This window comes from Caballeronia sp. GAWG1-5s-s (assembly GCF_023631445.1).
Taxonomy (GTDB): Bacteria; Pseudomonadota; Gammaproteobacteria; order Burkholderiales; family Burkholderiaceae; genus Caballeronia.
Genome location: NZ_JALQDC010000010.1, coordinates 277630 through 296115 on the forward strand (window position 1 = coordinate 277630; position 18486 = coordinate 296115).

General features: G+C 59.2%; 12 protein-coding genes and 3 pseudogenes. 2 read left to right on the forward strand and 13 right to left on the reverse strand.

Going from position 1 to position 18486, the window contains the following annotated elements:
- Positions 1-30 precede the first annotated feature (30 nt).
- The 10 genes from NCR34_RS10755 to NCR34_RS10795 form a co-directional block, all read right to left on the reverse strand.
- A complete protein-coding gene (locus NCR34_RS10755) occupies positions 31-981 on the reverse strand; it encodes a UDP-glucose 4-epimerase family protein (protein ID WP_248320371.1) in 951 nt (316 codons plus the stop codon).
- Positions 978-1826, reverse strand: coding sequence for a glycosyltransferase family 2 protein (locus tag NCR34_RS10760; protein ID WP_248320372.1), 849 nt, complete (start codon positions 1824-1826; stop codon positions 978-980). The genes NCR34_RS10755 and NCR34_RS10760 overlap by 4 nt, the downstream gene beginning before the upstream one ends.
- A gap of 1121 nt (positions 1827-2947) precedes the next feature.
- Positions 2948-3688 carry a hypothetical protein gene (locus tag NCR34_RS10765; RefSeq protein ID WP_248320373.1) on the reverse strand — a complete coding sequence of 247 codons (741 nt, stop codon included), beginning with the start codon at positions 3686-3688 and terminating at the stop codon, positions 2948-2950.
- A 982-nt stretch (positions 3689-4670) separates the two neighbouring features.
- Positions 4671-5144, reverse strand: a complete 474-nt coding sequence (locus NCR34_RS10770; RefSeq protein WP_250499822.1) for a hypothetical protein — start codon at positions 5142-5144, stop codon at positions 4671-4673.
- Positions 5145-5834: 690 nt separating this feature from the next.
- Positions 5835-6500, reverse strand: a complete 666-nt coding sequence (locus tag NCR34_RS10775) for a nuclease-related domain-containing protein (protein ID WP_250499823.1) — start codon at positions 6498-6500, stop codon at positions 5835-5837.
- 1190 nt (positions 6501-7690) lie between these two features.
- Positions 7691-8320 carry a hypothetical protein gene (locus tag NCR34_RS10780; RefSeq protein WP_250499824.1) on the reverse strand — a complete coding sequence of 210 codons (630 nt, stop codon included), beginning with the start codon at positions 8318-8320 and terminating at the stop codon, positions 7691-7693.
- A 123-nt stretch (positions 8321-8443) separates the two neighbouring features.
- The gene (locus NCR34_RS10785) at positions 8444-9088 is read right to left on the reverse strand and encodes a hypothetical protein (RefSeq protein ID WP_250499825.1); all 645 of its coding nucleotides are present in this window, start codon (positions 9086-9088) and stop codon (positions 8444-8446) included.
- A gap of 249 nt (positions 9089-9337) precedes the next feature.
- Positions 9338-9481 (reverse strand): ATP-binding protein, encoded by a 144-nt coding sequence (locus NCR34_RS28015; protein WP_284506526.1) that lies wholly within the window; start codon positions 9479-9481, stop codon positions 9338-9340.
- A gap of 111 nt (positions 9482-9592) precedes the next feature.
- On the reverse strand, positions 9593-9787 hold the full coding sequence (locus NCR34_RS28020) for a hypothetical protein (RefSeq protein ID WP_284506527.1): 195 nt from the start codon (positions 9785-9787) through the stop codon (positions 9593-9595).
- 1737 nt (positions 9788-11524) lie between these two features.
- The gene (locus tag NCR34_RS10795; protein WP_250499826.1) at positions 11525-12805 is read right to left on the reverse strand and encodes an integrase domain-containing protein; all 1281 of its coding nucleotides are present in this window, start codon (positions 12803-12805) and stop codon (positions 11525-11527) included.
- A gap of 1498 nt (positions 12806-14303) precedes the next feature.
- Here NCR34_RS10795 and NCR34_RS10800 point away from each other — a divergent pair.
- Positions 14304-15109 (forward strand): annotated as a pseudogene (locus NCR34_RS10800) (transposase); the annotation flags it as partial.
- A gap of 219 nt (positions 15110-15328) precedes the next feature.
- On the opposite strand, the gene NCR34_RS10805 reads toward NCR34_RS10800, so the two are convergent.
- Positions 15329-16603 carry an IS110 family RNA-guided transposase gene (locus tag NCR34_RS10805; protein WP_250499842.1) on the reverse strand — a complete coding sequence of 425 codons (1275 nt, stop codon included), beginning with the start codon at positions 16601-16603 and terminating at the stop codon, positions 15329-15331.
- A gap of 79 nt (positions 16604-16682) precedes the next feature.
- Here NCR34_RS10805 and NCR34_RS10810 point away from each other — a divergent pair.
- Positions 16683-16994 (forward strand): annotated as a pseudogene (locus tag NCR34_RS10810) (integrase core domain-containing protein); the annotation flags it as partial.
- A gap of 222 nt (positions 16995-17216) precedes the next feature.
- Here NCR34_RS10810 and NCR34_RS10815 read toward each other — a convergent pair.
- Positions 17217-18205: pseudogene (locus tag NCR34_RS10815) on the reverse strand (IS5 family transposase).
- A 78-nt stretch (positions 18206-18283) separates the two neighbouring features.
- A partial coding sequence (locus tag NCR34_RS10820; protein WP_250499827.1) for a hypothetical protein occupies positions 18284-18486 on the reverse strand: 203 nt, incomplete at its 5' end.

Here is an 18486-nt window from a genome sequence, read left to right on the forward strand (position 1 = left end):
GGACGTTAACTCGCCGCGACCCGGCGGGAATTAGCGTCCTTCTGCCGCACGTTGCTGGAGAAACCACGCGGCGGTGGCTGCGAGACCCGCCTCCAGCGAGTACGAGGGGCGCCAGCCTAGCACATCGCGGATATGCGCCGAATCGACACGCAAGCTGCCGGTGAGCCGCTCGACCTGCGCGGTTTTGCCGGTGAGCCGCCCCGCCGCTTGCAACAGCCCGACCGGCACGGGCAGAAGACGCGCCGGACGCTTCAGATGGTGCCCGAGCCGGCGCGCGAGTTCGGCGACGCCGGGATCCTCGCCGTCGGTTACGTGGAAGATCTGGCCGGCCGCGCGGGGATTCGTCGCGCATTCGACGAGCGCGCTCGCCAGGTTATCGACATAGACGAGGCTTCGTTGCGCCGTCACCGCGCCGATGGGCAGCGGCATGCCCTTCGCGATGGCCCGCATCAGCGCCAGGAAGTTGGCGCGCACCTCGGGCCCGTAGACGAGCGGCGGACGCGCGATCACGATTTCGAGCCCGGTGCGCGCGCCGAACTCCTGAAGCCTGACTTCGGCTTCCGCTTTGGAGACGCCATACGCGTCCGGCGGACGGCGCTCGTCGGTTTCCTTCAGCGGCTCGCCGTGGTCGAACTCCGCCAGCGCCTTGATGCTGCTCACGAAGACGAAGCGCGTCGCGCCGGCGCGACGGGCGGCGTCGGCGGTCTGAAGCGCCCCGTCGACATTGACCGCGCGGAACGCGGCGAGCGGATCGGCGGCGGCGTCGCGCATGACGTGCACGCGCGCGGCGAGGTGAATCACCGCATCGCAGCCTTCGAAGACGGCGGGCGTGATGGCATCGAGCGATTCTATTTGAACGGTATGCGGCCCCGCGCTCTGACGAACAATGCCGAGCGGTTCTCTGGCCGCGTCGAGCAAGGCCCGCGTGACCGCGCGGCCGACGAAGCCGTTGGCGCCCGTGACGGCGATGCGCCCGGTCATAGCCATTTCCAGCCGAAGCGGCTGAAGAACTTGTACGCCGACGCCATGAAGAGCTTGATGTGCGTCCAGCCCTTGCCCGCCGCGTCGCCGCCATGATGCAGCACGCGCACGGACGGCACGTACGCCACGCGCGCGACGTCGTGCGTGCGCAGGCTCAGGTCGTAGTCTTCGAAATAGAGGAAGTAGCGCGGATCGAAACCGCCGAGTTTCTTCAGCACTTCGGTGCGAAACAGCATGAAGCAGCCGCTGACGATGGGCGGGTCCCAGACGATGTCCTTGTCTCCGATCACGTCGCGCATTTCGTATCGCGCGAGTCGCGCTTTGAATGGCTTTCTCATGCTCCGTGGAAGGAAGCCGCGAATGAAGAGGTCGAACACTGTCGGGTAGCGGCGGCAGAGGTATTGCCGGCTGCCGTCGTCTTCGATGATCTGCGGCGAGAGCAGACCGACTTCCGGGTGCGCGTCCATGAAAGTCAGCGCGTGCGTGAGCGCGTCGGCGTCGAGTTCGATGTCGGGGTTCAGGATCAAGTGGTAACGGCTCGATGCGCGTTCGATGGCGAGGTTGTGGCCTCGGCCGTAGCCTACGTTGCCTTGGCCTTCGATCACGTGAGTCTGGCGCGCAGCTTCCCGGGCAAACGCGGATAGGTCGAATCCATCGTCTGTGCCGTTGTTTATTAAATACAGTGGTGCAGAGGCGCTTTGATCGGCAAGCGACAGGCGATGCAGCGCGGTATCGAGCGTATGCAGCGTGCGTACGAGGAGTTGCCGATGCGGGCGGTACACAACGAGGGATACGCTTATCAATGGGGCTGAGCCTGCGCTGGCGTATTGGGAGTTCAACTGCATCCTTGGTGACTGAATCCTGGATCTGCGGCATGTTTCGTCGGACGACGCATGCGGCATTTTCCCTGAAATCGGCCGCGCGTAGGAAATAATCGAACGCGGCTAATGCCGGCGGGATCGATGGCCCTGCGCTACTCTAGACGCCTGCGAACCGAGAATTCTCCGAAGGTGCTCGTCTCGGCGCTCTTTCAAACGTTAGTGAATTCATGCGCGAAGCAAATGCTTGAGAGCAATCAGCGTATGAGCGTTGGGCTCTTGCAAGCGCGCGCGCTACTCTCTCTGATTGGCATGACGCGGCCTCCACCGCGTCACCGTCACGTTGAAAGAACGACGTGTGCTTCGAAGTTCCGATAGGGAGGACGGTTGTGAACAGGTGGACCCGCAGTTCAGGAGGCGCCGAAATCGAATTCGACGCAGCAAGTCACTTGACTTACTCGCTGCTTCAATCTCATCTCTATTCCGGAACCATTGGTGTCGATCGCGGAAGAATACACTGGCATATCCGGTCATTTTCTTGGGGTGAGGATTGGATTTCTCAAGACTAGCAAGAGGCCTAGGTTCAACACAGATTAACTCCGTACCGTGACCCCTGCGCCTCGCTTCCCCTTTCACGATGGAATTGCACGCGCAATGACATCACTGATGCGCCACGAGAAACTAATACAAGCAACGACGCGGACAAGCGCCGTTGCTGTCAGCGTTTAACGCTGCGGCCGGCGCGCGCTCTCCGCTCTTCTCTAACAGCGTGCACCGCGAATCGGTTTTATTAATGCGCCTGCGGCTCTGGGACGCTGCTTCCGCGAGGGCCTGCGGAGCCTGAGTGCTGCCGGACGCACGCGTGCTATGACTTGCAGCCCCCAACGAAAAGGAGCAGCGACTGAGGATACGTCCGCGCGGACGCCACGACCAGCTTTGTGTTCACCCAAGTCCAATCACAATCTTTTCAAGCGCTATTGCTAGGACGGGTGCGCAACGGTAAGGCTGCCGCTCCGATTCGCGTGAGCCCGACTGCAGTGAGCAACATACCGGACCTTCGATGGCAAGGATGCGCGCGCTAGATCCGGAACAATCGTTATTCAACAGACGCCACGTAACGATAATACCTATGGCGACCCCATCGCCCACTACCCATCTATCCGCGATATCTGAGACTTAACATGTAGCCAGATTGACAACTGCCGCTCCACGTACTTGCGAAAGATGTTATCGCCATTGCGTGCAAGGGTCGTAACTGTATTGGCTGTCGCATGCCGCCAATGGCCGAAAACGAGCACGGTGTCGTTTCGCTTGAGCGGATGCAACCATTCAGCTTGACTGGTCCATGCCGTAGCGCGCGCGAGTTCTCCCACCGTTGAGTCACGAAAATATGGCTGTGCTGCTGACGGCTTCATATGCAAGGCATACAAAGATCGACCATGTCTTTCAATGGACTCTATGTTGGACACCGTACCCACAAGCGTGACCGGAAAAGAAGTTGCAGTCTTACCGAGCCAACGATAGGCTGCGAGGAACCGCGCTTCGTCGTAATAGAAGTCTTCCCAGGTTACTGACATCCCATTGAAGACGAACTGGAGACGCTCACTCAGATCGGAATCGCTCGCACACAAACTTCGAAGTTCAATAACTCGCTTCGCCGCGTTAATGTAGGCAGACAGAAGATGGCGAGGGTCGCTTGAAAACAACGCACTGCCGTGTCCTGCCATATCGCCATTCGGAGATATTCTCGGACGCTTTGAATCCGTGTCCACGTCGCGTATATCATCAATCGCAAGCAGCCGAAAACGATATTGTCCTCGTGCGATGGCCTGCACGAGACCAAACGAACGACGCGCAATGACTTTTAGTTGCTCGTGGACATCGAACATGCAGCGCTCGTTATGCACCCCCTTCGGAAACAAGCGGAAATAAGCCTTGACCGCGTAGGCTTTGCCCCGACTCTCGCGTGCGTGCTGCGGAACGTAACTGACGGGCGCGCTGCAAGACACACATCTCAACGGCGGAGGCTCTTGGAGACAACCGATCGTCTCGGCGGAGACTTCTTGCCCGTCCATTGTCCTAGCTACCCACATTCTTGCAGCCATCTCTTTCCCTCCTTGTTCATTTGCGAGACACGGTGAAGACCGTGCAATGACGCGATGATTTGATGCCACTTCCTTTTCTTTCAGCGCGCGCGAGTCAACCCTCGCGTCTCTGCGTGCGCTGACCCCAAGACGAAATCGCGGGGCGGATACGAAAGTGCGGGCGACGGCTCGCTTGGTGAAGCCTCGGCTGGCACCTTCCGAAAGCGATCGCGCTAGCCCGGCGCCGATCTTTTTTCGCGCGATGCTGTTTTGACGGTGGGGTTACGTCGCTGCTCTTCGGTTGTGGCAGCGGTGACGGTGATGAGCGTCCCGTTGCCGACGAACGCCGCTCGCCAACGACGACAACTGAGTTCGTGGGCACCGGAGGCACCCTCGCCCTTGCATCTCGCTGTGCGTCGGTCTTCTAACCCCTGCCCTCGTAGGCCGGGCAAAGCAGAGCATCCCGGTTTAAGTACGCCGACGACCGAGGCTAGAAAACGCCTTAGAGATTGACGGTTAGAAGATCCTTTCGCTGGAGCAACGAAGGGCGCACTGCGGCGCAGGGCCCGAGGGCTATGACGACCGGGATGCTCAGCAAGACGTGAGTGCCGGATTGATTGGACCCGTAAGTGGCGCGAGCGGAATCGCCAGTCGGCAATGAGGCAGACCACGCCAAGCGGCGTGGTCTGCACAAACAACCTCGATCGACTTTGAAGTCAACGTCGCGTCGACGAACGGCCGAACCACTGCAAAGAAGAAGCCAATAAGGCAAGCTTCAGCATCATCGTCACGTCGATTCGTTGTTACCCGGAAAGCACATATGTCCGATGATGAACAGAGCCACGGACGTGACGCAAAGCAACGCGGTTTCAACGATGACACCTGCGTCCCAGTCCTTGCTTGACTGAACGAGGTAGCACGCGCCGATCAACGAAAAGGCACTCAGCATATGGGCGAAGCGCCGGTTGAGTCGCCGTTGAGCGCGATTGGGAGTTGCGACACTTTTTAGCGTCGTGACTAGACGCTCACCGAATGGCAGCTTGGCCCCCACCGCAAGTTCGCCGTCGGGGGCGCCTGTTACGCGATAGGTGACGCCGTCTACCGAAACTTGAATCGACGTGCGGCGCTCTGCCTTCTCGAGTTCGGTAAGCATCGCGCTCAAGCGCGGCGGCAGCAAAATGCGGGATGACGCCTGAACGACAACACGGTCGGTCAGGATCAAGCCACCTGCATAGCGGACTTCTAGTACGGCGAGTTTCATAAAGCCTCCTGGCTAACGAAGTAGCGGCCTTCGGCGGTTTGCCGGGCCAGACTACGGTGGTGAAATAAGACAGCGATGGATCCTGCGCGACGCATAACTGATCGCGCAGCGAACCAGCGTCGCGCGCGAGATGCTGAAAACGGATGACGAGCAACGTCCTGCGACCACGCGTGCGCAGGCGCGGCCGTCGAACAGATAACTGTGTTGGTGTGAGACAACGGCTTCGTTCCAGCCGCAAGCGCGCTTGTCTTGCACGCAAACTTGAAGGACGACGCGACTGGGGACCAGGGCTCGGATACAACGATGTGAAACGGTGGCGGGTTGCTCAATGAACTCGCGTGCGAGCCGGGACTGCAATTCCCCCGAGCCGCCAGGTATAAAAGGAGTGGCAAGCGCGCGTCAGCCGTGCGCTTGGCTAAGGTCGATGCGTGAATACGCGGTAGGTGCAACCAATATAGCGCGCCCATTTGACCGTTTCCGCTGGAAAGCTTCGTAAAAACGGCGTCTTTTCGGTCTGCTGGCGGATATCGACGTCACGGAGCGGGTGACTCGAGCGGCGGTTGCGGTTCGAGGGCGATAGAGCTCCGTTGGTCCGACGCCGCGCCACGGGCAACTTTCGAGGGTTGACCCGGGTTTCACGTGGCGGCCGCAGCGCTGCCATACAACGAAACAGCAATTCGGGTGGCGGTATCACGGGCGCGTGCGCCTGCGAGAGCAAGACCAGTCGATACGCGAAGCCAGGTTGTCCGCATCCAAATAGCGCCGGTGCATTGCGCGGAAGCGGTTCAACCTCGTGCGCACGAAGTAGTGCAAGTCTGACAAGACCAAGACGCTCTCGGGCACAGTCGGATGCAGGCTGCAGCCTCTTCCGCCGAAAACGGCGATACTCTCGACCGGACAGTCATGCTGAGACAGCACCAAGCGCAAATGCCGCACGGCCGGCTTCGCTCGGCGCAGCGGCGACGTTTGAATCGTCACGTCGCCGCGGTCATCGACGACGGCAAGTTCATCTTCGTTGGTTCCTGGTTTGACCAGCCCTGTCCAGTGGAAGTGGTTCACGACGAACACGCCAAACGGTGTGATCGCGAGGCAATCAACGTGCGTTGTCGGGTTCTTGGTGCCCGGTGCATGTTCGAGTTCGATTGAATGGCGCACATGCGCCCGGCCATCGCACGCATGCTGAAAGATCGGCGCGATGCGCATTAGCAACGATCGGCTCACGCGTTGACGGCTTTCCGTACCGTTGGTCGCCTCCTTCCTTTTCCTGCGGGAATGGCTGAACGTATCGTCGGCGGCGCGGGCCGTGCCGTTCGGCAGGTCATGTGTCGGCATTCCGTCGTTATTGTCCTTTCTCATTTGGTCCCTGGCTTTCGTTGATGAATGGACTTCCAAGGCAAGTCATCGCTTGCCACTGCGGTCTCGCTTGCAGGTCAGGCTGCCTAGTGCGCGGCGCGCGGCCACGTCTGCTGGGATTGCTCGACCGAGCATCATTGAGCGACGCGAGCGGCAATAGGCGAATAAGAAGATGGGTATGTTGCGCAAACACCGCCGGGGAAACCTACGCGCACCGGCACTCGTGCGGCTCGCTCTCGCGTAGCAACCTTCGCAATGCCGCGATGCGTTGCTGCTGAGTTGGAATGAGGCAAGCATTTCGCTCGATTCGCTCAAGCCGTGCGAGCCAATAAGACTGATCCAGGTACGCAGGTACAGACGGGCTGTGAGCGCCCGTGATGTGACGAATCACCGCTTCAAGATGTCGGATTTCGGCGTCCGCGCACCGCGCGGGCAGACGCACCGTCGGGGACGGTACGCTGACGGCAGAAGGACCTGTTGATCGTGCTAACCCTTGCCGGAAAGAATGCTTGCGCGCTGCACGCACTGGCGTGCGAGTGCGTTTGCGGTCGGACGTGCGTTCAGTCCAACCGCGAACATGGGTCGGCGCCGCTAGTTGAGCCGAATGCGCTCGGCAGGAACGTTTTTCTATTGGCATGTCTGCACTCCTCTGGTTGGGACAAATCCAGCATGCCTGCGAGTTCACGATGTCAAGGCATAGGGACGGCATGGGACCGGGTTTCGGTTCAGGGGTTCGCCTCCAACACCTCCAGCCCTGCGACGGCTCCGCCGCGCTCGGTGGTCGACCACGTCTAAAAGACGTCGCTTTACAACCCGCGCCGGCGCAAGGCTGTTTTGCGGTTGCATGAAACGTTGATTTCAGTTGCCGCAATAGCCCGCCTACTGAATTTGGATTCCTTACTATTAAGTCCGCCGACGCAATGAGTAGCGGCCCCTTCTGGACATCTCGCGTGCATGCTAGTTCGCCAACTGGCGCTGGCGATCAACATACGATCAAAGCGCGTCGGTTAGGTCACGTCGCCGATGCGCGAAGTTGGGCGTCACAACCCGACGAAATAGCTGAGCGTCGCAAGGAATCGATCGCGAAACTTCGGGGGCAACGCCTGCATACTCTCCCCAAAGAGAATGCGTTCACCGGTCGTGATGATGGAATGCGTCGGCGCAATCGAGGGTTGGTTAGTGGGCCGCCACCGCTACTTGCAAGCGCTGAGCAGCAGGTCGGTCATCTTCCGGTGTTCCAAGTTCCAGCCCTTGCAATATGCAGCGTCCCGACGGATGCGGAAAAAGTGTTCGAGTTCCTTCATCGTAACTAGCGACGTCGGCAGCGCGCGAGCCAACGTGCAGCGCTCGTCGTCAAAGACGGCGAGCGCCTCAATCGAAGCCGGGAAGTCGGCGAAAAGCGCTCGCAGGAAGCCAACCACCGCCATGGTGCATCTTAATGGCGATCTGTAACGGCGAATGTCGCCAGTCGAGTCCTGCACTACCAGACTGTGCTGATCTTCGCCGCGGCTCACGAAACCATGGCACTCCATCCGGCTGATGACAAACACACTCATGCCTGTCACAACCACGAAGTCTGCTTGAGCCACGGGACCAGTTATCCCCTGCGACGTCAGCACCGTGAGCTGTTGAACAATGTGGGCATGGCCAGCGCCAATCGATGACATGACATCGCCCAGATTTCTAGTGAACGCTTCAATTTTTCGTTGTCGCTCCTCTAGCTTTGTATCGCGTGGGTTTCCCTTCGGGTGGCCGAGCACGGCCCGCGTTGGAAAGAAGTGCTCATCGTGCCAGTAACCACAGGTCGCGCATTGCTGTTGCATACTTGTCTTGTTAGATTGTGACTTGCGAGGTAATCGCTGGGTTGCGGGTACTACCGGGTTCCGTAATGAAATAACGAGCGCTGCTATTGCGTGGCGGGCGGAGCTGATATGGGACGGCACGGGTCAATGCTTACCCTGAATTGGTCTGTTGCAACACGCTCGCAATCGCCGGTATATGTCTTCCGTATCGACTCGCCGATAGTAACCGCGCATCTGCTCTTCCTTAACTCTCAAGAAGTGGTGTAGCTCGGACAGCTTCAACATGTTGAGTGGGAGCGTGTTTGCAAGTTTGCAGTCGGGGTTGTCGAAGATGGTGACGGCCTCGACGGGGGTTGGCAAACCCCTGAGGACGAGCTCAAGCGCGCCCGCAACGGGGGTGGGATCTTCATAGCTGAAAACGTCTCGATTGCCCAGTCCGTGGCTTGCGCCGAGTGCCCCAGGCTGCTCGTCGCTGGTGATGTATCCGCTGGCGCTGATGCGAGCAATGACGAACAGTCCGAAGGAGGTCACGAGGACGCTATCGGCGCGCATCACTGGGGTAGCAAACGGCCGACCTACAAACACGCTCAATTCCTCCTCTAGAACGAAGTCGTCTCCTAGGAAACGGAAGAGGATGCCGTTTAGGTGATGTGCGAAGTCAATGTATCTGTGCCGTTTTGCAGCCAATCCGTCGAGGTTACGTAAGTATCCCCGGTAACCAAGGCGTAAATGTATGGCCTTGGAGAGTTCGTCGCTTCTCTCGTGTTCACAGTGCCCGCACACATCCATTGGTACTACCTCCTTTTTAGTCGTCCGCTACTACCCGTGATGAAACCGGGTGCAGCTAAGCAATGAAGATAGTAAAGGGCGGCAGTCGAGCGATTATGGACAATGGTGACGAATTTCATATCTCTTTCCCTCACGCGACCATGATATCGATCGCAAAAAGGCGGTTTTCACGGATGCCACATTTCGGCGATATCGTGCGGTGTGGCCGAGCGACTACCGCCGGGACGCGGAAACCATCGCTAGAGCGCGTCAAGCAGCACGGCCGGCGTGTTGCGCGTTGTGTTTGTCGCCGGCCTTGCGGCGGCGGTAACTTTCGACGTTAAGCTCGAAGATCGTCGAGTGATGCACAAGCCGATCGATGGCGACCACCGCCATGCCGGCGTCGGGGAACAAGTCATTCCGGCCCGAGAACGGTTGGCTTCCAGTGGTCGAAAGACTTTTTCGCTCCTACCTCTCGGCAATCAGCTCGGACAGAACGCTCGTCTTCCCCTGATCCCTGCGGGCCTACGACAGATCGTCGAGGATGATCAAAGCAAAGCGATGGAGCTTGGCTTGCAGTTTCTGGACGAGCTCGCTGGTACGCGGGAACAACACGCCATAGCCGACGTCGATCAATGGATGACCAACAGCCGATCCCAAGTGGTTTTTTCCGCCCCTGGCCGGCCGAACAGGAGAACCATCGCGCCTTTCTCCGGCCATGACTCTCCGGTGGCCAGCGCCGTGGCATGCGCTTTGAGACCATCGACACGGCGCCGAAGTCGAAGGCGGCTAGCGTCTGGTAGTGTCCATATGCGATTCACTATGTGTCGTTCGATGCGTCGCTGGGCGCTTGGCGAGTGCGGCCAGCTCGTGCTCAAGCAGTGCGCCGAACAAACGTGTGGCCGGCGAACCATCCTCATCCGAGCGCTCGGCGAACTCAAGCAATAACCTGCTGATCGTTGGCAAGCCTAGCTCGTTGAGTCAGGGCCAGGCGGCCGCCATCACGCGCGGGCGCGTTCATGGGGCCATCGCCTGGAGCAGTTCTTCATAGACGGCAACGGCCGGCATTTGAACCTCCACCTCAGGGCACCGGGCCTCACGGGGTGCGTGCTGCTCACGAAGCCCTTTGAGATCGGGAAGCTCGCCGGCTGCGAGCAACGCATCAAGCCGCCCGGCTGGTACCGCCTCCACGCCGTGCTCGCCTGCGCAAGCAGGCCGACCATCGTCTCGTTGGGTGGCGTTGTGACAAGCGGGCATCGAGTTGTTGCCAGCTTCTGCGGTACGCCTCGCGCGGGAACGGCGCGTCGCCAACGCGAGCTCCTTGAATCCCTGGAGTTTCCGCTTTAGGGAGTCAATGAAGTGGAGAGTCAAGCGCGGCGGTTGTCTTGCGCACGTGAGCCGCGAGCGGTGCTGTGGACAGAACGCCGGACACGTACAGTCGAGGCGATCGCCGTTGCACGCCTCAGCCGGTGGCCCATCAAGCGCGCCCGCACACCGCAAGTGTTGCGGGCCCGACTTTTAGCGCGAGCAACGCTCTCCGCAGAGCGTCCCACTGCGTTGCCCTGGCAATTCAACCCATTGATCCGTATAGAAAATCCGCTTGTTACAAAATGCGCCGGATAGTCACACCCCCCTTATTCGGCTCACTTTTCGCAATGCGGAATCGCGATTGCGCGTCATGGATCAGGCTGTCTGACGACTACAACGGGCAAGATGACACGCTGGAACAGCCAGAAAGTGGCGCTTCTTCCGAGACGAGCATGACCATGCGATCGCGTGGTTTCGAACCTGTTCGATCCGCGACGACTGTGGTGATGCTACTGTTTGACTACCTCCTCACTACACTCATCCACGTCCGCTGCCCAGAAACTTGGGTGGGCTAGCATAGCCAAGACAGACCAGACCCTCGACGGCGCCGGTTTTGGACGACGCTTCGCGTTTTCGCCAACTGGCTTAGGTCGTAGCGGCGCGATACTGCCGACCCCACTTTTGCGTAAAGTAACGCTCTCCGGAGAGCGTCCCACTACCGCCCGAGGAAAAGTCAACCCTTTGATTCTTAAAATCAATTGGTCTGTTACAAAACGTGCCGGATATTCACCGCCCCCTTATTCGGCACGCTTTTCGCATTGTGAAATAGCGACTAGCTGGCTAACGGTCGTCGACTTCCTCTCGCGGCGCAAACACCGCGGCCCGGCTTCTAATGTCGGGCGAGGCTGTGAAATGGCGGGGTGAACTGGCGAACGGTCGGTTGCTCGTCCAGCGGGCAACTCGTGCGGCTACCGCGAAAGACAACGAGCGACGCGGGTGTAAGCTAGCGCATGGCGTCTGCCTCGCTTGCGCAGGGTGTTGCGCCGATGACCGTTCATCGTGACAGGCGTCGACCATCAACTTGCATCTCTGGCCGAAAATCCGTCGCCGATGATGACGACTGCCACGTCGTCCATGGCGACGGTAACCCTATTTAGCAAGCAGTGAAAGCTGGTCCGGCGTGGCCTCGTTGATCGTCTGTGCCAACCGTGGCCCTTGGTGGAACTTGTTACGCGCGGCTGGTTCCGGTGCTTCCATGTCGGCGGCGTTTGCAGGCGGCACAGTCGCCAAAGGGCCGCCTTTTGCAAGTAACCGATAAAGCGCCTGCCTTGAAATTCTCAGGCGCTTTGCCGCCTCTGATTTGACGCCGTTCGCCGTATCAAGAGCCGCGATCGCCTGCTCGAAGCTCACTACAGGTCGCGACAGGCGCTGCGCCGTCGCGAAGGTTGAGATGTAGGCCGTCGCCTTCGATGCCAGGCTATGCCCCGCGGCTTCGACCAGCTGTTGCATGGCCCTCTGGTGAAGTTCCGGATCGGGCCGATGATCAGGCAGTTTGATCGGTGCCGGCACCCCGGTTATAACCTCGTACATCTTCTGGAGGTAAGCGTGGCGCAGTCCGTGAACCGTGACGCCCAAGCCACTACGCGTGATGCCCTCCTTCTGGAGAACGTGGTAGAAATGGCGGTACCACCGCTTGAGCGACCATGGCTCCGGAATCATTGAACCGGTGCGCGGATTCGCGAGCCTCGCTGCACGGATGAGGACTTCGTATTGCCATTCAGCATCGATCGGCACGAGCCGGGGCCTGCCGCCCTTCGTACCATCGATGACGTGCAGGTGCCCCGAGACGCGCAGGCACTGCAGTGGACGCAGGAGCATGCTTTCTTGGGCGCGTAGGCCGAACGTCGCTTGCAATTCGACTTGAATGGCGACCCACCGATCCTGCTCACACAGCCGGGAGATCACTTCGTTGACGTCGACGTTAGCCGCTTCCCACGACTTATCTTCCTGCGCCACGTAATAGCGGCGATAACCGTCGGGCCGCTTGATGTAGTCATCGACGGTGCCCACGAGCTGGTGCTTTTTCATCCAGGCGGCGAGCGTTCGCCAGTAGGTCAGTTTGTTCTCGACGGTTCCGGGCGCCTGGTCTTTTTCGGCGACCCAAAGCTTCACGAGATAGGCGATGTGCTTTTCGGAAAGGTTCCAAGGCGACTGTAGTGCGAAGCCGCCCTTTCGCAGTTCGCGAAAGCCGGCAATCAAATGCCGCACGCGATAGGTCTGCGTCTTGATGGAAATAGCGTTCGACGTGACACGCGTCGTGCTATGGGGCTTTGATAGGTGGCGGTTGAAAAGCTCGGCGAGCTCTTTGGTGAGCCGCTGAGGCAGCCCCGCGTTGTCCAACAGAGTTGAGAAGTTGAATTGGATCTTCATGGCCGTCGCATCAAAGGCGACGTTCTCACCTATCAGAAGAACGTCCCGGGTTGTTGGAATACTGCACCCTTTGCTTTCCGGGATCTTAGAGATCAGATTTTCGATTCACCCGACGCAGGGAAGCACTGCTGTCTGATGATCCATGCGCCGGACGAATCCGATGCATGGCTGCTTGACCGCAGGCGTAAGCCCCTCGAGCCAAGCAATTCCGTTTGCGCTTTTTGGTATCGGCAGCGCGAGCCGACAGAATGAGATATAGAAATCCGCACACAGGGTGCAAGTGATTTCCCGTCTTGTGAGCCTGCTCATCGCGGTCGCCGCGATTCGGAACCGAGCGAGTCAAGCTTGGCGACGTGGCCGTAGACGAAAAGCATAGTTGCCGTTCGCACTGTCCGTGCGAACTTGTTCTCAGACGTTGCGAAACTGCGTTTCGCTTGGAAAGCCAGTGCTGACGCCGTTCTACGAGGACTCAGTTTCCGGCACGGCGCAGATGGCCAGATCGCAGGGTCACTGCGCGGGCGAAGAAGGTAGCGTCCGTCGGACGCTGTGCGAACAGAAATGTAGTGCGTTGCACTAAGGTCGATGCGTTGGCACGCGGATAGGTGACTAGGATGATGCGCTTCTTAGCGCCGATTTGGCGGTGGAAAGCTCGCGATTTCGATACCCCTTTCGACAAATGCGCGCACACACATTCTTCATCCGGGAAGGGTTGCCGCTTTGCTTTCGGAACCGATGCATCGCCGATAGCTGCCTTGCGTGCAGCCTTCGTCGCGACTGGCGCTGGCCGACACCTGCGTGGTTAACGATATTGCGCAAGCAATCGGTACATCGGCCTTCAGCCCCGTCTCGTTGTTCACGGTGCTACTTGAATACGCTCCCGACCATGGTCCGGCTGCGGTGCTCGCGGCGTCCGGCGATCTCTTCGAAAAGCTAGCCTGTTGCCGCATGGTTGTTCCCTGCTTAGAGCATGTTGTTACAGAGGATCAGTCTTGCGGTCGACCTTGGAAAAAGCACAAGCCAACTGCACGCTCCGAAGTGCAGTCTGCGGCTTCTGCACGTGCCCGTAAGTTAGTGTGAGCAGCACGCGGTAAAGCACTTCGTGAGGCGCGAACTTGTCCCACAGTGCCTGGGGGAAATATCATGATATAACCCAATCTGCGAAGAGAAGTACAAAAACGTATCTCTTTCCACTGCACAGCGCACCAGATTCGTGGTAAGCGACCGTGAGCGCGCCGATACTTTCTACTAGGCCGGCATGAGCGGGGGTTGCACCGTCGGCGATAGAACGGCGATTTGAGTTTCCGTTCTTCGTCTGGCCGTGTTCTGGGACACCACTTCGGCGACGGCAAGCTTTCAACAACCATTGGTGAGCTTGTTCTCGACAGTGCCAGGCGCCCAATCTCCCTGACTCAACGCCATTCATCGTGGGTCGTGACCTGCCCCGGTAATCTGAGACCGAATTGATCTAGGATAACGGCGCATCCATACGGAGCGCGTCATGAAGAAGAGTCGATACAGCGATGAGCAGATTGTTCGGATCTTGCGGGAGGCCGACAGTGCGCCAATTGCCGAGGTGGCCAAGCGACACGGTGTCAGCGACGCATCGATTTACGCGTGGCGCAAGCGATTTGGCGAAATGGTCAGTGACGACGTCAAGCGATTGAAGGCATTAGAGCTCGAGAACCACCGACTGAAGAAGCTGGTGGCGGAGCGCGACCTGGAGATCGAGGTCATGAGGGAGATTTCCGCAAAAAAATGGTAAGCGCACAGGCGCGCCGCGAGCAAGCCCGCTATGCCATTTCGCGCGGGCTGAGCCAACGACGCGCGTGTGCGCTGATTGACGTCAGTCGCGCCAATCTCGGTTACGTCAGCATCATGCCGGGCAAGAACGGCCCAATCGTGGAGATGATGCGACGCCTCTCGGGTGACTATCCCCGCTTCGGCTCGCGGCGCATCCGCATCATACTGGCTCGCGAAGGGATCGTCATCGGCAAGGAGCGGTGCAGCCGATTGTGGGCGCAAGCCGGTCTCCAAGTGCCTCGCAAACGACGCCGACGCCGCATTGCCGGTTCGCGTCCCCGGCCGCTCGCACCGAGCGCTCGCAACGCCGTATGGAGTTACGATTTCATCTTCGACGCGTGTGCCAACGGCCAGCAACTAAAGTGTCTGACGGTCGTTGACGAGTACACGCGTGAATGTTTGGCCATAGATGTGTCTGGCTCGATCCGATCGGCTAGAGTCATTGATGTGTTGAGCAAGCTGATCAGCGTTCACGGCGCGCCTCGCTATATGCGAAGCGACAACGTACTAACTGTCAAGCAGAACAGCCAAAACAGGTAAAGCGCATCCGGGCGCGCGACCGAATGCCGTTCGCCGCAATTTCAAAGAGCAATCAACCAGTGGTCTCCCGGATAGTCGGGGGGACTTGCTGACCATAGTGGACACAAGATTCATCGCGCACGCGCGTGATCTTGACCGTACTTAAAACAGCATAGAAGCCCCAGCGGAAGGTCCGAGCATAGTCTAAGGGGTCGTCTGCGCCCCTACGGCAGCCGAGAGAGGGATCGATCCACTGGGTAAACCGAGTTCGAAGAATTGCCGATACGGCTGGTTCCTCTTGATCATGCTGTAGGCCACCCGCGCCATCTTGGCGGCGACGGCCGTCAGCGCTTTGCGCCTCAGGTCAGCGTTCCTCGGATCAGCGCGGATATAGCGTTCGTATCTCGAGCGAAACGAGTTCTCTCTCATGCGAACGGCAGCTACCCCAGCAAGCCAGAATGCCAGGCGCAAGCGCGCATTTCCTCGTTTTGAAAGCTGCTCGCGCCCGCGTTGAACGCCCGACTGCGTTTTTGCAAGGTCAAATCCGCAGTACTTCAGGAATTGCCGGTGGTGGCCAAAGCGACGCATATCGCCAGCCTCGGCGAGTATCGTCATGGCAATCACCGAACCAATTCCGGGAAGTGTCTTCAGATACGCAAAGTCTGCGTTATCACGCAGTGCCAACTCGGCACGCGCCTCGACTTCAGCACGAAGAACGTTCAATTCCTGATATCGCTGCAGCGTGATTCGGAATGTCTCAACGGCCAGCGAATCGGCGGCGTGGGGCAAGGCAGCAGTATGTGCAGCAGACTCCCAAATCTCCTCGAGTTTGGCGCGCTTGTCGACCTTACGGCCGACCAGATCCCACGCTGCGGTCGTGAAGGCTTCGCGGTCCAACGAGCGCACATGGGCGGGCGTCGGGAATTCAAGCATGAAACGCACAAACCACTCGTTGCGCGTCGTGCACCAGTAGCGGTGCATCTCGGGATAGTAGAGCGGAAGGCAGTGGTTAATCAGCGAATGCTGCACCTTGGTCCTGGCGCGGGACACTTGGTAGTAGGTCTTCGCCAGCTCTTGAAGATCATGATGACCGGCGAGCTGTGGATCGACGAACCGCTGGTACAGCCCACGCCTGAGCATCTCAAGGATCACCTGCGCGTCCTTCGGATCGTTCCTATCCCATGAGTTGAACAGCGCCTCGCGGTAGCGAGCCTGCGCCACCGAATTAATGCTGACGACTTCATGTCCGGCGCGCAGCAGCCGGTTGGCCAGTGGCCGGTGGTAGTCGCCAGTGGGTTCAAGCGCTACGCGGCAATTGCCGCGTAGCGCTTGAAGAAAGCCCAGCAGCCGCTCAAAATCTGCTGCGCTGTTCGCCATCCGGAAGCGTTGCTTCTTGCCTCCTGCTGGTTCGATCAGCACAGCATTCCAGTAGCGACCGACATCAATTGCAATCAGATTCAAGGGTAGTTCCTCAGCCATTTCGTTCTCTCCGGTGGTGAGCAGGCAATCCGGAGGATGCTCCTTACCCCGATGGCTGGCATTCTGCATGTACTACGACCCCGAGTTTGTCAGCGCAGCGTTGCTCAAGTGGGTGATATCGGAGAAGATCGAATCGGCGTTAATCGATCCCGGCAAGCCGTGGCAGAACGGCACGAACGAAAGCTTCAACGGTAAATTCCTTGACGAATGTCTTGCCATGGAATGGTTCCGCAATCGGATTGAAGCCAAGATCGTGATTGACGACTGGCGACGGCATTACAACGAGGTTCGACCGCATTCGAGCCTGAACTACGACACGCCGCTGGCGTACCGCCAGCGCATAGAAAGAAATTCAACTCAAGCCGTTATTGCTAGAACGCAGTGGTCTTAGAAAAACGGGCAGGTCAGTCGAGCGTCCCACGTGTGGCCAACGAGCCGACGGTGCCTCGATCGGCGAGCATTTATCGTCTGAGAACCCTCTTCTCTCCGACGCTTGTTGGTCGCTCGTGGGCTGATTGGCTGCCCAGCGTACGAAAATGGGTATGCGCTCTATGCGTATTCGTGACTGCCGCAGGGAAGGTCGCGATTTCGTGCGCGACTAGGACAAAGGGCGTCAAAGGGCTGAAGTCGCGAAGAGCTTCTGACAATGCCGACCAAACTCAAATGCCTCGACGGAAATGGGGCAATCGCCCAGCGCAAGCAACGTGGTGATCTGAGCGGTGTTCTTCGCCAGTGCCCGGTATCGCGTCTTCATGCACCCAAACGGGCGCTTCAGGATTCGGAAAGAATGCTCGACCGTCGCACGAGTGCCAGCTTTAAGTCGTTCGATTTTGTCGTGTATTTCATCGACACGATCCTTAAAGTTCAGCTGTCTTCCCTTGCTGGGTCGCCTCGCAACATGCCATCGAGCTGAGCTCGTTTGCTGCCGTTTTTCGATGCCGTGATATCCCGCGCCAGCGTAAACATCTGTTTTGTTCGCCCTGCAACAAGGATGGCGCTGCATTGATGTCGTGTACGTTGGCCGCCATGCCGATGACCGTGTGGACCAGGCCTAACTCCGTGTCCGCGCCGACGTGCGCTTTCATGCCGAAGTACCAGTTGCGGCCTTTCTGAGTCGACTGCACCCCCGGGTCGCGTGAACCTGAGCCGTTCTTTGTCGAGCTAGGCGCTGCAATCAACGTGGCGTCGACAGCCGAACCCGCCTTGAGCATCAATCCCTTCTCGCTCAATCCCTCGTTGATCACCGCGAGGATCTTCGCGGCGATACGATGCGTTTCAAGCAGATGCCGGAATCGCAAGATGGTCGTTTCGTCGGGAGACAGGCCAACGCATCATCGAAGCCTGCGAATTCGCAATACAGTGGGACATCGTAGAGTGCTTCCTCCATCGCCGGTCCGAAAGACCGAGCCACTGCTGCATGAAGTGAATCTGCAGCATCGTCGCGACCGGAAACGGCGGACGCCCAGTCTTCTCCTTTGGATTATCCGGCTCGATCAACGTAATCAGCCTCGACCAAGGCACGACGCGTCTCATCTGTTCGAGGAAGTCGCGCTTGCGCGTGCGCTTGGTTGACAGGTTCAAGCCGAGATGAAGTTGCGTCATCGTGCGATTCCGAGGTCGTTTCCTTATGCGTTGGTACTACTTATCGTTTTGACTCGCACGGGCTTTTGCAGAGGTTCCTTAACCAGTCGTCCAATGACCGATAGCTGCCGAGATCGGGGGGGGGGGGGGGGGGGGGGGGGGGGGGGGGGGGGGGGGGGGCGGGGGGGGGGGGGGGGGGGGGGGGGGGGGGGGGGGGGGGGGGGGGGGGGGGGGGGGGGGGGGGGGGGGGGGGGGGGGGGGGGGGGGGGGGGGGGGGGGGGGGGGGGGGGGGGGGGGGGGCG

Excerpts from the sequence above, each read along its gene's own strand:
- NCR34_RS10755 (WP_248320371.1), bottom strand. The coding sequence starts at position 981 with ATGACCGGGCGCATCGCCGTCACGGGCGCCAACGGCTTCGTCGGCCGC.
- NCR34_RS10760 (WP_248320372.1), bottom strand. The coding sequence starts at position 1,826 with ATGCAGTTGAACTCCCAATACGCCAGCGCAGGCTCAGCCCCATTGATA.
- NCR34_RS10765 (WP_248320373.1), bottom strand. The coding sequence starts at position 3,688 with ATGTTCGATGTCCACGAGCAACTAAAAGTCATTGCGCGTCGTTCGTTT.
- NCR34_RS10770 (WP_250499822.1), bottom strand. The coding sequence starts at position 5,144 with ATGAAACTCGCCGTACTAGAAGTCCGCTATGCAGGTGGCTTGATCCTG.
- NCR34_RS10775 (WP_250499823.1), bottom strand. The coding sequence starts at position 6,500 with ATGAGAAAGGACAATAACGACGGAATGCCGACACATGACCTGCCGAAC.
- NCR34_RS10780 (WP_250499824.1), bottom strand. The coding sequence starts at position 8,320 with ATGCAACAGCAATGCGCGACCTGTGGTTACTGGCACGATGAGCACTTC.
- NCR34_RS10785 (WP_250499825.1), bottom strand. The coding sequence starts at position 9,088 with ATGGATGTGTGCGGGCACTGTGAACACGAGAGAAGCGACGAACTCTCC.
- NCR34_RS28020 (WP_284506527.1), bottom strand. The coding sequence starts at position 9,787 with ATGGCCGGAGAAAGGCGCGATGGTTCTCCTGTTCGGCCGGCCAGGGGC.
- NCR34_RS10795 (WP_250499826.1), bottom strand. The coding sequence starts at position 12,805 with ATGAAGATCCAATTCAACTTCTCAACTCTGTTGGACAACGCGGGGCTG.
- NCR34_RS10805 (WP_250499842.1), bottom strand. The coding sequence starts at position 16,603 with ATGGCTGAGGAACTACCCTTGAATCTGATTGCAATTGATGTCGGTCGC.